Source organism: Nocardiopsis sp. YSL2 (assembly GCF_030555055.1).
Lineage (GTDB): Bacteria > Actinomycetota > Actinomycetes > Streptosporangiales > Streptosporangiaceae > Nocardiopsis.
The window spans coordinates 1774934-1788714 of record NZ_JAMOAO010000001.1 but is presented as its reverse complement, the minus strand read 5'-3'; the positions used below and the strand labels follow the sequence as shown (position 1 = coordinate 1788714).

14 protein-coding genes and 1 tRNA gene are annotated in these 13781 nt (G+C 72.0%); 6 read left to right on the top strand and 9 right to left on the bottom strand.

Features of this window, described 5'->3' with window-relative positions; genetic code table 11:
* Positions 1-122 precede the first annotated feature (122 nt).
* Together M1P99_RS07725 and M1P99_RS07720 are read right to left on the bottom strand one after the other, a co-directional pair.
* Positions 123-2057 (bottom strand): molybdopterin oxidoreductase family protein, encoded by a 1935-nt coding sequence (locus M1P99_RS07725; RefSeq protein WP_304451968.1) that lies wholly within the window; start codon positions 2055-2057, stop codon positions 123-125.
* Positions 2058-2159: 102 nt separating this feature from the next.
* A complete protein-coding gene (locus M1P99_RS07720) occupies positions 2160-3137 on the bottom strand; it encodes a 2-dehydropantoate 2-reductase (RefSeq protein WP_304451967.1) in 978 nt (325 codons plus the stop codon).
* 265 nt (positions 3138-3402) lie between these two features.
* Between M1P99_RS07720 and M1P99_RS07715 the strand changes: the two genes are divergently transcribed.
* Entirely contained in the window at positions 3403-4080 is a 678-nt protein-coding gene (locus tag M1P99_RS07715; protein WP_304455622.1) for a GntR family transcriptional regulator, read from the top strand.
* Positions 4081-4557: 477 nt separating this feature from the next.
* Here the strand turns inward: M1P99_RS07715 and M1P99_RS07710 are convergent, their stop codons facing one another.
* The gene (locus M1P99_RS07710) at positions 4558-5364 is read right to left on the bottom strand and encodes an HAD family hydrolase (protein ID WP_304451966.1); all 807 of its coding nucleotides are present in this window, start codon (positions 5362-5364) and stop codon (positions 4558-4560) included.
* Between the two features lie 110 nt (positions 5365-5474).
* Between M1P99_RS07710 and M1P99_RS07705 the strand changes: the two genes are divergently transcribed.
* Complete coding sequence (locus M1P99_RS07705) at positions 5475-6167, top strand: alpha/beta fold hydrolase (protein WP_304451965.1); 693 nt, start codon at positions 5475-5477, stop codon at positions 6165-6167.
* Positions 6168-6245: 78 nt separating this feature from the next.
* Here the strand turns inward: M1P99_RS07705 and M1P99_RS07700 are convergent, their stop codons facing one another.
* A complete protein-coding gene (locus M1P99_RS07700) occupies positions 6246-6713 on the bottom strand; it encodes a MerR family transcriptional regulator (RefSeq protein WP_304451964.1) in 468 nt (155 codons plus the stop codon).
* Between the two features lie 71 nt (positions 6714-6784).
* On the opposite strand from M1P99_RS07700, the gene M1P99_RS07695 reads away from it, so the two are divergent.
* From M1P99_RS07695 to M1P99_RS07685, 3 genes are all read left to right on the top strand, one after another.
* Complete coding sequence (locus M1P99_RS07695) at positions 6785-7375, top strand: class I SAM-dependent methyltransferase (RefSeq protein ID WP_304451963.1); 591 nt, start codon at positions 6785-6787, stop codon at positions 7373-7375.
* A gap of 71 nt (positions 7376-7446) precedes the next feature.
* A complete protein-coding gene (locus M1P99_RS07690) occupies positions 7447-8238 on the top strand; it encodes a bifunctional 2-polyprenyl-6-hydroxyphenol methylase/3-demethylubiquinol 3-O-methyltransferase UbiG (protein ID WP_304451962.1) in 792 nt (263 codons plus the stop codon).
* 138 nt (positions 8239-8376) lie between these two features.
* Entirely contained in the window at positions 8377-9612 is a 1236-nt protein-coding gene (locus tag M1P99_RS07685) for a phosphatidylserine/phosphatidylglycerophosphate/cardiolipin synthase family protein (RefSeq protein WP_304451961.1), read from the top strand.
* A 100-nt stretch (positions 9613-9712) separates the two neighbouring features.
* Here the strand turns inward: M1P99_RS07685 and M1P99_RS07680 are convergent, their stop codons facing one another.
* The 3 genes from M1P99_RS07680 to M1P99_RS07670 all read right to left on the bottom strand — a co-directional run bounded on the left by M1P99_RS07680 (position 9713) and on the right by M1P99_RS07670 (position 10880).
* Positions 9713-9919: a calcium-binding protein gene (locus M1P99_RS07680; protein ID WP_304451960.1), complete on the bottom strand. Its 207-nt coding sequence runs from the start codon at positions 9917-9919 to the stop codon at positions 9713-9715.
* 91 nt (positions 9920-10010) lie between these two features.
* Positions 10011-10487, bottom strand: coding sequence for a hypothetical protein (locus M1P99_RS07675; RefSeq protein WP_304451959.1), 477 nt, complete (start codon positions 10485-10487; stop codon positions 10011-10013).
* A 320-nt stretch (positions 10488-10807) separates the two neighbouring features.
* Positions 10808-10880: transfer RNA gene (locus M1P99_RS07670), tRNA-Arg, on the bottom strand.
* Positions 10881-11297: 417 nt separating this feature from the next.
* Here M1P99_RS07670 and M1P99_RS07665 point away from each other — a divergent pair.
* The gene (locus tag M1P99_RS07665; protein WP_304451958.1) at positions 11298-12413 is read left to right on the top strand and encodes a D-alanyl-D-alanine carboxypeptidase family protein; all 1116 of its coding nucleotides are present in this window, start codon (positions 11298-11300) and stop codon (positions 12411-12413) included.
* Between the two features lie 54 nt (positions 12414-12467).
* Here M1P99_RS07665 and M1P99_RS07660 read toward each other — a convergent pair whose 3' ends face one another.
* Together M1P99_RS07660 and M1P99_RS07655 are read right to left on the bottom strand one after the other, a co-directional pair.
* On the bottom strand, positions 12468-12872 hold the full coding sequence (locus tag M1P99_RS07660) for an MscL family protein (protein WP_304451957.1): 405 nt from the start codon (positions 12870-12872) through the stop codon (positions 12468-12470).
* Between the two features lie 137 nt (positions 12873-13009).
* Entirely contained in the window at positions 13010-13657 is a 648-nt protein-coding gene (locus M1P99_RS07655; RefSeq protein ID WP_304451956.1) for an SAF domain-containing protein, read from the bottom strand.
* Positions 13658-13781 lie beyond the last annotated feature (124 nt).

Here is a 13781-nt window from a genome sequence, read left to right as displayed (position 1 = left end):
CCGTGGCCGCGGCCGCCCACCCCGAGGGACGAGCGGGCGGTCCGGGTGTTCCGGGCAGCCTCCCGCCGCCGGGGCCCTCCACGGGCCCCGGCGGGCGGCGGCTCCGACCGCGGAGTGGCGCCTCAACGGGCGGAGACCGGCTCCTCGGCGCCCGCGGTGACCCGTTCGATGCTCACCGCGGCGGCCTTGTACTCGGCCGTCCCTGCGATGGGGTCCGTGGCGTCGATGGTCAACAACTGGGTGTCCACCTGGTCCGGGAAGTGGAAGGTCATGAAGACCAGGCCCGGACGCATGGCGTCGCTGATCGACACCGGCACCAGCACCGAGCCCCTGCGTGAGGAGACCCGGACGACCTCCCCGTCCGCCACGCCGAGCTTGGCCGCGTCCTCGGGGGACAGGTCCAGCAGCTCGCCGCGGCGCAGCGGGGACGAGAACCCGCCGGTCTGCACGCCCGTGTTGTAGTCGTCCAGCCGTCGGCCGGTGGTCAGCCGGAAGGGGAAGTCCTCGTCCAGCAGGTCCACCGGAGGGGAGTGGCCGACGATGCCGAAGGGCGCGGGTTCGCCGCGCTCGGCCGGATCCTGGGCCCACAGCCGCCGGTGCAGGAAGCTCGGCTCCAGCTCGTCCTCGGAGAAGCACGGCCACTGGATGCCCTGGTGCTCCTCCAAGCGCGCGTAGCTCATGCCCCGGTGCATGGGCGAGAGCGAGCGCACCTCGTTCCAGATGTCCTCGGCCGCCGGGCGCTCCCAGTCGTACCCGAGCCGGGTCGCCAGGTCGCACATGATCTCGATGTCGTCCCGGGCGCCCTCGGGCGGATCGAGGGCCTTGCGGACGAGCTGCACCCGGCGCTCGCTGTTGGTGAAGGTCCCGTCCGACTCGCACCAGGACGCGCTGGCCGGGAGCACCACGTCGGCCAGCTCGGCGGTGCGGGTCAGGAAGATGTCCTGCACGACCAGGTGGTCGAGGTTGCGCAGGCGGCTCGTGGTCTTGTGCGTCTCCGGTTCGGACTGGACCGGGTTCTCCCCGATGACGTAGAGGGTCCTGAGCTCGGACTCCTCCATCGCCTCGAACATCTGGGTCAGGGTCTTGCCCTTGGTGCCCTGGATGGGGCGCCCCCACGCGCTCTCGAAGTGCGAGCGCACCTCCTCGGACAGGATGTCCTGGAAGCCGGCGAGGCGGTCGGGGATGGCGCCCATGTCGCCGCCGCCCTGCACGTTGTTCTGGCCGCGCAGCGGGTTGAGCCCCGAGCCGTACCGGCCGACGTGGCCGGTGAGCAGGGCGAGGTTGATGAGGGCACGGACGTTGTCGGTGGCGTTGTGGTGCTCGGTGATGCCGAGCGTCCAGCACATCTGGGCGCGCTCGGCGCGGGCGTAGGCGTGGGCCAGCTCGCGGATGGCCTCGGCGGGCACACCGGTCTCGGCCTCCGCCGCGCTGAGCGTCCACGGCTCCACCAGGGCACGGTACTCCTCGAAGCCGCTGGTGGCGCGCTGGACGAAGGTCTCGTTGGCCAGTCCCGCGTGCAGGATCTCGCGGGCGATGGCGTGCGCCAGCGGGATGTCGGTGCCGACGTTGAGGCCGAGCCAGCGGTCGGCCCACTCGGCCGTGGAGGTGCGGCGGGGATCGACCACGAACAGCCGGGCCCCGTTGCGCACCCCCTTGAGCACGTGCTGGAAGAAGATCGGGTGGGCGAAGCGGGGGTTGCCGCCCCAGATGACGATGAGGTCGGTGTCCTCGACCTCGGCGTAGGAGGAGGTCCCCCCGCCGGAGCCGAAGGCGGCCGAGAGCCCGGCGACGCTGGGCGCGTGGCAGGTGCGGTTGCAGGAGTCGACGTTGTTGGTGCCGATCACGACGCGGGCGAACTTCTGCGCCATGAAGTTCATCTCGTTGGTCGCGCGGGCACAGGAGAGCATCCCGAAGGAGTTCGGGCCGTGCTCCTCGACGCCGCGGCGGAACCCGGCGGCCGCGCGGTCCAGCGCCTCCTCCCAGGAAGCGGGGCGCAGCTCGCCGCCGTCGCGGACGAGGGGTCGGGTGAGTCGGTCGTAGGGGGCGGAGAAGTCCATGAGGGCCTCGCTTGGTGGTCGTGGCCGTTGGATACTGGATACAGCATGGAGTCGAGTCGGACAAGGGTGCCGGGACGGAACACGCCTTCGGGCCGCCGGGACTCAGGACGCCGCGGCCACGCGCTGGTTCAGCAGCCCCGCGACGGCGTCGACCGCGCGGAGCGTCGGAACGGGGGCACTGGTCAGATCGGCCAGTTCGACGACGGCGGACAGGATCACGTCGAGTTCCATGGTGCGCCCGCGTTCGAGGTCGTGCAGGGTCGAGGTGCGGTGGTCGCCGGTGCGTTCGGCGCCGGCCAGCCGCCGGTCGATCGACACGGTCGGCCGTACGCCCAGCCGTGCGGCGACGTCGAGGGTCTCGCTCATCATCGTGCGGGCCAGGTCGCGCGTGGAGCGGTTGCGGCAGATCTGCGCCATGGTCGACCGGGTCAGGGCGCTCAGGGGGTTGAAGACGATGTTGCCCATGAGCTTGACCCAGATGTCCTGCCGCACATCGTGCTCGACGGGACACTTGAGTCCGCCGGCCTCCATCGCGGCCTGGAGGTCGCGGCACCGCGCGGAGTCCGAGCGGTCCGGCTCGCCGATGGAGAACCGGGTGCCCTCGATGTGCCGGATCACCCCCGGGCCCGCGATCTCCGTGGCCGCGTAGACCACACAGCCGATGGCGCGCTCGACGGGGATGACGCGGCTGACCGCGCCGCCGGGGTCCACGCTCTCGATCCGGTGCCCGGCCAGCGGGCCCCCGACGCCGTGGAAGTACCACCACGGGACGCCGTTCTGCGCCGCGACGACCGCCGTGTCCGGGCCGAGCAGGGGGCGCAGCAGGGGGCCGCAGTCCGCGTAGTACTGGGCCTTGAGGCCGAGGAGGACGATGTCGACCGGGCCGATCTCCGAGGGGTCGTCGGTCGCGTGCGGGTGCGCGGTGAAGTCGCCGCGCGGGCTGAGGACCCGGACGCCGTTCTCGCGCATGGCCTTCAGGTGTTCGTTGCGGGCGACGAGGTGGACGTCGGCGCCGCCTCGGTGCAGGGCGGCGCCCGCGTAGGCTCCGATGGCCCCGGCGCCCAGGACTGCGATTCGCATGAGCAACTCCTTCCCATTCACATACTGTATACAGTACTCTCCAAGAATCGCCATACCCCTCAGCGGCAGGGAGAGAAGGAATGCTCGACGCGGACGGATCGGAAACTTCTCCGCTTATTCGCGTCCGAGCCCGCTCTCGCGGGTCCCCGTCCTGGGCCGCGGCCGACGGGACGGTCGCACTCGTGGCGGTGCCGACGCGACTCGCACGGGCATTGTCCTTCGTACACTGTCTGCAATGACCACGCACGGATCCGGGAGCCGTCCTATGTCCCCGCAGGGATTGAACGCCGCCACGAGTCGGGTCCAGCGCCCGGTACCGCTGCGCGAGGCCGTGTACGAGGCCATCCTCGACCTCATCACCACCCGCGCCCTCTCCCCAGGCCAGCACCTGGTCGAGACCGAACTCGCCCAGACGCTGGGCGTGTCCCGGCAGCCGGTGCGCGAGGCCATGCAGCGGCTCAGCAACGAGGGATGGGTGGACCTGCGGCCCGGCTACGGAGCGTTCGTGCACACCCCCACGGAGAGCGAGGCCGACCAGCTACTGGCGGTGCGCGGCCTGCTGGAGACCGAATCCGCGCGCCTGGCGGCCGAACACGCCACACCCGAGCAGATCGCCCGGCTGCGCGAGCTGGTGTCGGTGGGGCGCGGCGCGGCCGAGCGAGCCGACACCGACGCCGTCGTCGAGGCCAACGCCGACTTCCACCGCGCCGTCACCGAAGCCTCGGGCAACCGGGTGCTCGCCGAGCTGGCGGGCCAGGTCGACCGCCGGGTCCGCTGGTACTACGCCCCCGTCGCGCGGATCCGGGGCGCGGCCTCCTGGGACGAGCACGAGAACCTCGTGGACGCGATCGAGGCCCGCGACGCGAACGCCGCACTGCGGCTCATGGGTGAGCACACCGAGCGGACCCGCCGCACGTACCACGAGGAAGTGGACGGGGTCTGACTCGGGGCGCTTGATGCCGGGTCCTTCGTCGTCGCCTGCGCCTGCGCTCGTGCCTCGCTCCGGCTTGTCTCCTCCTGCAGGCCCCGGCGCGCCCCTTCGCCGTGCTTGCTTTGGGCCTCCGCTCGTTCCTCGCTTCGGCCCGGATCAACCCCCCTGTGGTGACGGTTGGCGGGACCGCTTCGGCCCGGATCACCCCCCAGGGGGCGGCCGACGGACGCCTGCGGCGCAGTCCTTCCTGCTTCGGCTTGTCTCCTCCTGCGGGCCCCGGCCGCCCCTTCGCCGTGCTTGCTTTGGGCCTCCGCTCGTGCCCACGCCGTCGCCCGCCACCACCCTCAACGGACGCCTGCGGCGCAGCCTTTCCTGCTTCGGCCCGGATCACCCCCCCGGGGGGCGGCCGAATGACCTACCACCACCCCCTGGAGCCCCGTGGGCCCGCGCGTGCGCGTCCCACCTCCAGGGGTTGGGTGGTGGGTGGGTTCAGAGGTCGGTGAGGAGGCGCTCGACGATCTGGGCCACGCCGTCCTCCCGGTTGGACGGGGCCCGGTGGAGGCCGAGCGCGGGGTCGAGCAGGCCGGGGTGGCCCCCGGCCATCGCGTAGCCCCGGCCGGCCCAGGTGAGGGCGGGCAGGTCGTTGGGCATGTCGCCGAAGGCCACGACCTCCTCGGCCGCCACACCCCACTCCTCGCACAGTAGCGCCAGGGTGCTGCCCTTGGTCACCCCGGGGGCGCTCAGCTCCAGCAGACTGTGCGCGCCGGAATAGGTGATCTCCACCAGCGGGCCGACCGCCGTGACGGCGGCTTCGTGCATGAGGTGGACGGGTTCGTCGGGGGAGCGGACCACGAGCTTGGCGACCGGGGTGGCCCGGTCGACCAGCTCCTCCGTGGAGTAGACGACCTCCCGCTCCCAGCCGACGGACATCGGCCCCGGGCGGTAGGCGGGCTCGTGGAAGAACGCGGCGCCCGTCTCCACGCCGAACCCCGGCTCGGGCAGCGCCTGGCCGAGCTTCTCGATGACCGTGCGGGCGGTGGGCGGGCCGATCGCGCGGAAGCGGTCGCTTCCGCCGACGGTCCGGAAGTGGGAACCGTTGTTCCAGACCACGGCGCCGCAGTCGAGCTGGTCGGAGACGATGTCGGTGGCGCGTCGCGGTCGGGCGGTGGCGACCACCACGCGTGCCCCCGCCTCGGCGGCGAGGCCGAGGGCGTGGCGGGAGCGGGCGGAGAGGGAGCCGTCGGGGCGGAGGAGGGTACCGTCGAGATCGGTCGCGATGACCCGGGGAAAGACCATGGTCCGGATTATGACCGCTGCCGGGGACAGCGGGGTCGGCGGGCTCCCGGCTCGTTCAGCTCGGCGCGAACCAGGGTGTCCGAGGGGCGTGTGATGCCGATGATGACCGCATGGACGTCATCTTCCTGCACGGCACGACGCAGGCCCCCGCCGGGTGGGAGCGGGTGACCGAACTCCTCGACGGCCTCGGCCATCGCACCTTCCGGCCCGAACTGCGTATCGGCGACACCGGCGCGCTCGCTTCCGACCACCTCGACCTGCTCCGCGGCCAGGTGCCCGCCGACGTGCGCGATCCGGTCGTCGTCGCGCACTCGGGCGCCGGACTGCTGCTCCCGGCCGTCGCCTCGGCGCTCGGGGCGCGGCACACGGTGTGGGTGGGAGCCGCGGTGCCCGACCCGGGCGGCGTGAGCTTCCTGGACCAGGTCGCGGCCGAGGGCGAGGAGATCTTCTCCGACGAGTGGCGCGGACTGACCGAACCGCCCACGGAGGACCCCGTGACGGCCGCCTACTTCCTCTTCCACGACTGCGACCTCGTGACCCTGCGGTGGGGTCTGTCCACCGTGCGCCTGTGGCACCCGATGGGGCTGTACGGGCAGGCGCCGGAGCCCTTCGACCCGCCTGCGGCCACGTTCGTCCTGCCGACCCGGGACCGCGTCCTGCGGCCCGAGTGGATGCGCCGGGTCGCACGGGAGCGCCTCGGCGCGCGGGTGGTCGAGGTCGACGCCGGCCACTGCCCCCAGGTCTCCCGCCCCCGGGAGCTCGCAGAGCTGGTGCACCGGCTGGGTGTCCCACCGGCGCGGTAGGCGCCCGGTCATGGGCCGGATCGCCTCCGTCAGGCGCTGACCACGCGGGATCCCCGACAGGGGCGGACGGCCGGGGCCCTACCGTTCGGCCCCGACACGATCGCCGCCGAACGGTTCGCGGGCGTGCGCACGCGCCGTGCCGTCCTCGTGTGCCCGGCAGTCGTGCAGGATCTCCCGCAGCCGGGCGCAGGCGAGGAAGTCCTCCCGCGGGCAGCCGACCGCGTGCGCCACCATCTCCCGGGCCGCCCGGAGCCGCTCGATCCGCTCGTCCAACTCGGTCAGGAACGCCGCGAGCCGGTCGCGCCGAGTGCTGCCGTCGGGGGCCTCGACCACCTCGCGGATCTGCTCCAGGCTGAGCCCGGCCGCCTTGGCCTGCACGATCAGCGCCACCCGGAACCGGTGGTCGTCGGTGTACCGCCGCCGGTCGCCCACCCGCCGTGCCGGGTGGAGCAGCCCGACCGACTCCCAGTGCCGCAGGACGTGGGTGGCCAGACCGAAGGCCCCCGCCAGTTCGCCGATCGTCAGTTCGCCATCGCTTGACTTCATGTCGACATTAACTTCCAGACTGGGCGTGAGGTCAAGGCGACCGGCACGGAGCGACCACGGCGGAGGCGGACATGGACGAACGGACCGAGGAGGCACGGAGGGACTGGAACCGGATGGCGGCCGGCTACGACCGGGGCGCGGGCCCCGACCGCTGGGTGCTGGGCGGAACCCGCGGAGTGCTGTGCGGCGGGGCGCGGGGCCGCGTCCTGGAGGTCGCGATCGGAACCGGGCGCGACCTGCCCTACTATCCGCCCGGCACCGACCTGACCGGTGTGGACCTGAGCCCGGGCATGCTCTCCCGCGCCCGGACACGGGCGGAGTCGGCCGGCATCGACGCCACCCTCGTGGAGGGGGACGCCCAGGACCTGCCCTTCGGCGACGGCGAGTTCGACTCGGTGGTGTGCGCGCTCGCCCTGTGCGCCATTCCCGACCAGCGTGCGGCCCTCACCGAGATGTGGCGGGTGCTCCGCCCCGGTGGGCGGCTGGCACTGGTCGACCACATCGAGTACACCCGCTGGCCGCTGCGCGTGCGCGAACAGCGCAAGGCGCGCCCCCGTCGCAGGCCGCTGGACATCGTCGGCGAGCTCGGGTTCGAGGTCGAGCGCCACGACCGCCTGGCATGGGGGTTCTTCGACCGTATCGTCGCCCACCGGCCCGCCTGACCCGCCGAGCGGTCGGCGAAACACCGAGCCCGTGACGGGATTCACGGCCCCCGCGGTGTGAAAGTGGGTCCATGGCTACGCACAGCGAACTCCGCGACTTCTGGGAGCGCCGCCTCGAACGGGACTGGACCGAGAGCGGCGTCGGTTACCGGTCCCTCGGGCGGCCCTTCAACACGTGGATGTACCGGGTCCGGGAGGAGGTCTTCCTCCACGAGGCCGGGCGCCTGGGCCTGTCGGGCTCCAGCGTCCTGGACGTGGGCAGCGGCACCGGCTTCTACGTGCGCCTGTGGGAGCGGCTCGGGGCCGCCGACATCACCGGCTGCGACATGACCGACGCCGCCGTCGCCCGGCTGCGCGAACGCTACTCCGACCACCGTTTCGTCCGTCAGGACGCGGCCGACCTCGACGCCTTCGACGACGCCTCGTTCGACGCCCTGTCCTGTATGGACATGCTCTTCCACATCACCGACGACGACCGCTACGCGAGCGCGTTGCGCGAGTTCGCGCGGGTCCTGCGCCCCGGCGGGACGCTGATCCTGTCCGAGAACTGCCTCCAGCGCCCGGAGCAGCGCGGCGAGCACCAGGTGAACCGCACCCTGGAGTGGATCGTGGGCACCGCGAACAAGTCCGGGTTCGACCTGGTCCGCCGCGTCCCCATGCTCGTCCTGATGAACGCCCAGGTGGACGCCTCCCTCCCGTGGCGCAAGGCCTGGGGCGGTGTACTGCGCCTGGCCGCCCTGACCGGTCCCACCGGCTGGCTGGCGGGCGCCGCGCTGTACCCGCTGGAGCGCCGTCTGGTGCGTACCCGGCGGGAGAGCCCCACCACGGAGCTCCTGGTGTGTCGGCGCCGCGACCAGGACTGACGCGGAACACGTCACGGGTGTGCGGGTCGCAGGGAGGGCCGCCGGGATACGGTGGGGGTCCATCGTGTGCCGGTACGCGGCGGCCCTTCGGCGTCGGGTGTGCCCCGACTCTTCGGGCGCCCACCTCGGGAGGCCAACTTGCGACGTTCCACCCTCGTGTCAGCGGTCAAATGGGGCATCGCTGGGATGGCGGCCGCACAGGTCGCGGTGGCCGCCGTGATCATGGTGATCGGGCACTGGCGCAAGCGCGTGCGCCAGCACCGCGTGGAGTTCCCGCGCACCCTGCCGGCCGAGCTCCCGGTCGGCGGGAGCACCGCCACCGTGTACACGTACGGCGAGGACGTGTACACCGACATGCTGGCCGCGATCAGGGGCGCGCGGCGCCGGGTCCTGTTCGAGTCCTTCATCGTCAAGAGCGACCGCGTCGGCCGCGAGTTCAAGCAGGCGCTCGTCGACGCGGCGGCCCGCGGCGTGGACGTCTACGTCATCTACGACGGCTTCGCCAACCTGGTCGTGCCCCGCGGCTTCTTCGACTTCCCGCCGAGCGTGCACGTCCTGCGCTACCCGGCGTTCCGGCCCGGCGTGCTGCTGCTGAACGTCCGCAAGTCCGGCCGCGACCACCGCAAGATCCTGTGCGTGGACGGCGAGACCGGGTTCGTCGGCGGGTACAACGTGGGTTCGCTGTACGCGACGGAGTGGCGCGACACGCATCTGCGCGTCACCGGCCCGGCGGTGTGGGAGCTGGAGAACGCCTTCTCCGACTTCTGGAACATGAACCGGGCGCCGGGACAGCCCGAGCTGTCCGGATTCGGCCACACCGAGTGGGACTCCCGTCTGCGTGTACACCGCAACGTCCCCGAACAGCTCATCTACCCCATCCGGGCGATGTACCTGGAGGCGATCGACCGGGCCCGCGACCGGGTGCTGTTCACGATGGCCTACTTCATCCCGGACCGCGAGCTGCTGCGCGCGCTCACCGATGCCGCGGCCCGGGGCGTGGACGTCAACGTCCTGGTCCCGGAGGAGTCCAACCACGTCCTGGCGGACTGGATGGCGCGGGGGCAGTACACCGCCCTGCTACGGGGCGGTGTGCGGCTGTGGCTGTACGAGGACGCCATGGTCCACGCCAAGACCGCCACGGTGGACGGCCACTGGAGCACCGTCGGTACCGCCAACGTGGACCGGCTCAGCCTCACGGGCAACTACGAGATCAACGTGGAGCTGTTCGACGAGGGCGTGGCCAAGCACCTGGAGGAGGTCTTCCGCAACGACCTGGGCAACGCGCGCGAGCTCACCCTGGAGGAGTGGAGCGCGCGCCCGTTCGCCGCCAAGTTCAGCGAGATCGTGCTGGCCCCGTGGCGTCCGTTCCTGTGACCGGCCCGGCCTGAGCCCTCCGCGCGCACGACGGCCCCGTCTCCTCGGCGGCCTCCACGAGCGGGCCCGCCGCCGTTCCACCGCCGCCCCTCCGCCGTGCTCAGGGGTCGCGGCGCGGCGGGGGCGGGACGGGCCCGGCGGTGAAGAGCGGCTCCGCGGGCGTGCGCCGGGGCCGCGGTCCGCCCCAGTGCTGTGGTCCGGGGTGCGGCGTACGCCGCAGCGCCCCGGAGATGGCCGAGCTGGAGGCGCCGCGCTGGCGCGGGCGGTCGTGCGACTGGCCGTCCCTGGGCTGGTCCGCGTGCGTCATGGATGTGATGGTCCCCCGATGGCGTTCCGTCCGGTCCCGGGACCGGCGCTGAGTCTTCCGGTCACCATGGTCCGGGTCGGGGGCCGCGCTGTCATGGCGACACGTCGGTCGGCCTCGGCCCGTGTGCCGGGGGGCGTCCGGTGTCGCGGACGAAGGTCAGGTCGAAGTCCTTGCGCCAGGTGTGCCCCTGGTCGTCCGATGCCTCCCAGCGGCCCCTGACCGCGTCCTGCTCCACCGTGGCGACAAAGCGCTGGTGGAAGTCGGGATCCTCGCGGCTCATGGTCCAGCCGACTGCGTCGTAGGTCATCGCGAACCGCCGGGACACCCCGCGCTCGTCGTGGTAGAGCGCCGTGTACTCCCCACGGGCGTCGCTGTACCCGATCACGAGCTCGTACCCGGGGTGCCCGCCGAGCTCGCAGGCCATGACGACGAACGCGTCGGCGAGCCACTCGAAGGTCGCCCGGCCGTGTACTTCGGTGCCCGCCGGTTCGAGGAACCAGGCGTCCGACAGTGTGACCGTCCAACTGCCGATGAGACCGTCCAGCCTGTCCAGGCTCGGGTTGCGCATGGTGACCTCCACAGTCGCGGTTGTCTCGCAGTATGGACTGTCGAGCGCCGCGAAACCGATCGGCGCGGCGGTCCACGCCCCTTCGTCGAGAACGGCCCGGCGTGTGGAGGCGCATCCCGCAGGACCCAGGCCAGGGCGTCCCCGTCTCGCGGCTCCCGCTCGCCGTCGAGGCGCGGGGCGGACTCGTGGGGCTCGACGCGGAGGGGTGAGCCGTCCGCGGGGGCGGGCCCCGTCATGGCGCCCGGGCGGCCTCGGGGCCCGGTAGGGGCCCGCGAACGCGAACGGGGCTCCTCGTGTCGAGGAGCCCCGGTTCACAGCGGCGGCCCCAGCAGGATTCGAACCTGCGACACCCGCTTTAGGAGAGCGGTGCTCTATCCCCTGAGCTATGGAGCCTCGCGGACGAGGGCCAGAGGTCGCCCATCGCCAGGCCAAGACTAACCCAGGATCCGGGTGGATGGGGAGCCGTTCGGTGTCCCCCGGGCGCTGCGCGGGGACGCTGGGGGCGTGGCGGAGTACGCTGGCCTACGATTGGTTGTCCTTGCAGCGGTGTGATGTTGTTCATAGTGTGTGTGGCTGTCAGGCCGCGCGCGCACCAGGGGCGCCCCTTGCCGGCGCCCTCGGATCGCAGCTGAGGCCGCTGTGAACTGGTCTGATATCAGGTGTCGGAGGGTGCGGCCGCCGAAGGGCGCGAAATTATACCGACCAGAGACCCTCGGACGGTTCGGCTCCGTGTGACCGCATGTGGACATGTAGTACGTTGCGTTGCGGCCACGGGTAGGTGTTCGAGGAAAAGCAGCCGGAGGATCATTCGTGCCGTTCACTTCTGATTCGGCGCGGCGGAGGTCCCGCGTACCGGGTATCAGCGGGGTACCGACCACGTTCGCGGCGTTTTCCCACGGGCGGGTGCGGTTCGCGCAGGCGCTGGCACTCGCCATCGCCACCGCGCTGCTCGTCGTTCCCCCCTTTCCCGGGGCGATGCCGTCGGCCTCGGCGCAGGACCTGGAGGAACTGCGCGAGCAGGCGGAGGCCGCCGCGGAGGAACTGGAACAGGCGACCGAGGAACAGGCGGAGCGCGCGGAGGCCCTGGAGAGCGCCCAGGAGGAGCTGGTGGGGACCATCCACGAGCTCCAGCAGACCGAGGCCGAGCTCCGCGACATGCGCGAGCCGCTCGCCCGGCTGGCCAGCACGCTCTACCAGCAGCCCAGCGGCGGAGTGCTGGCGGTCCTGGCCTCGGGGTCACTCGACGAGGACCTGCAGACGCAGTCCTACGCGGCCAAGATCTCCGAGGACAACCAGGCCCTGATCCAGGACGCCACGGACCTGCGCGAGGAGCAGGTGGAGCTCACCAGCGAAGCGCAGGAGCTGCAGACGTCCACCCAGTTGGAGCAGGCCGAGCTGGCCGCCGACGTGGAGGAACTGCGCGAGCTGTCGGAGACGCGCACCGAGGAGCTGGTCAACGAGCTGGACGCCCGGGGCCTGGACCTGGAGACCTATATGGCGGCGGGCAACTGCGACGCCAGCGCCGCGTCCAAGGCCAACGGCTACCCCAACGGCCTCCTGCCGCAGGAGGCCCTGTGCGAGCTCTACGACGACAAGTTCCTACGGGCCGACGCCGCGATCGACTTCCTCATGCTCAACCAGAAGTACGTGGAGAAGTACGGCGAGAACATCTGCATCACCAGCGCCTACCGGGACCTGCCCAACCAGCAGCGCGTGTACGGCGAGGTCGCGCCGGGGTTCGCCGCCGTCCCCGGCACGAGCAACCACGGCCTCGGTCAGGCGATCGACCTCGGCTGCGGGATCCAGAACTTCCGGTCCGAGCGCTGGAACTGGATGGAGGCCAACGGCGGGGAGTACGGCTGGCACCACCCGGCCTGGGCCAAGTCGAGTCCGTTCGAGCCGTGGCACTGGGAGTACAGCGGCTGACGATGGCGACCCACGGGGGCGGTGGTCCGTACGGGCCGCCGCCCCCGCCGTGTCTCAGACGGTCTCCGGCTGGACCTCACTCGTGCAGGAGGAGCACTTGGTCGCCTTCTTGTCGATGCCGTTGAAGCAGAAGGGGCAGGACCGCGTGGTGGCCTCCTCCGCCTTGGCGTACCTCTCGAGGAGCTTGCCGACCGGCATCACCACGAAGAAGTACAGGATCGCGGCCGTGAGCAGGAACGAGAAGAGAGCGTCGACGAACGCGCCGTAGAGGAACCTGCTGCCGTTGATCTCGAAGTAGAGGTCGGAGAAGGTGGGGACACCGCCGAAGACCCCGATGAGCGGGGTGATGAACCCTTCGGTGAACGCCGTGATGAGCTCGGCGAAGACGGCGCCGATCACGACCGCGACCGCCAGCTGCACAAGGTTGCCCTTGAGCAGGAACTTCTTGAAGCCTTCCATGGGAACTGTCCTACGTTCTCGTGTTGATGTGTGCGGGATGCTCGGTCCCGTCGACTCGACCCCCGGGGGCGGGGGCGGACAAGTCCGGAGTGCCCGGGACAAGAGCCTGACCAGCTTTCACCACGAATCGTCGTCGGTCAACCGCGTATGGTGATGGACAGTCGTGAGAGCGCCGCGTGACCCGCCAGCTCCCGCGCCTCCGCCGCGGTGGCGGCGATGACGATGAGCGCCCCGCTCTCCCCGCCCTCCCCGGCCGCGGGCAGGGCCAGAACGGGCCGGTCCCGTACCACCTCCGAGGCCGGTCCGGCCCGGGCCGACGGGAGGTCGCCGGCCCCGGTCGCGGCGAGGACGTCCACCCGGCTTCCGGGGGAGAGCAGCGCCACCGCGCCGGGATCGGCGACGCGCACCGGGACCGCGATCAGGTCCGGTCCGTGGGCCCGCGCGGGAGGGTCCGTGAGACGGGCGTCGGTGATCACCTCGCCCTGGCGGACCGGGGCGTTGAGGGTGCGTCCGCCGGTCTCCGCCGCGGGTCCCAGGGCTCCCTCGGGGACCGCGGTGGCGGGCAGGGCGCGGGTGATGAGGTCACCGGAGGCGACAGGGGAGGAGGCGTCCAGGTCGCGGGCGGCGACGAGTACCTCGACGGCGGGAGCGGAGAGGGGCCGCACGGCCAGGACGGCGCCGAGGAGCGCCGCGGCGGCCAGGAGGGTGGCGATGACACGCCGGTGCCGGTCGACCAGGCGCGTGAGGGCGCCGCGGTGCCGGTAGGGGGGTGATACGTCGGCCATACGTCGACGTTAGGCCGGGCGCCGGCCACCGGGCGGTTGTCCACAGGGGGAATCGCGCGGAGGGAGCGGGGTGCGGGGCCACGGGTCCGGACCCCGGGTCCGGTGCCGCCGCGCGCGGCGGCGC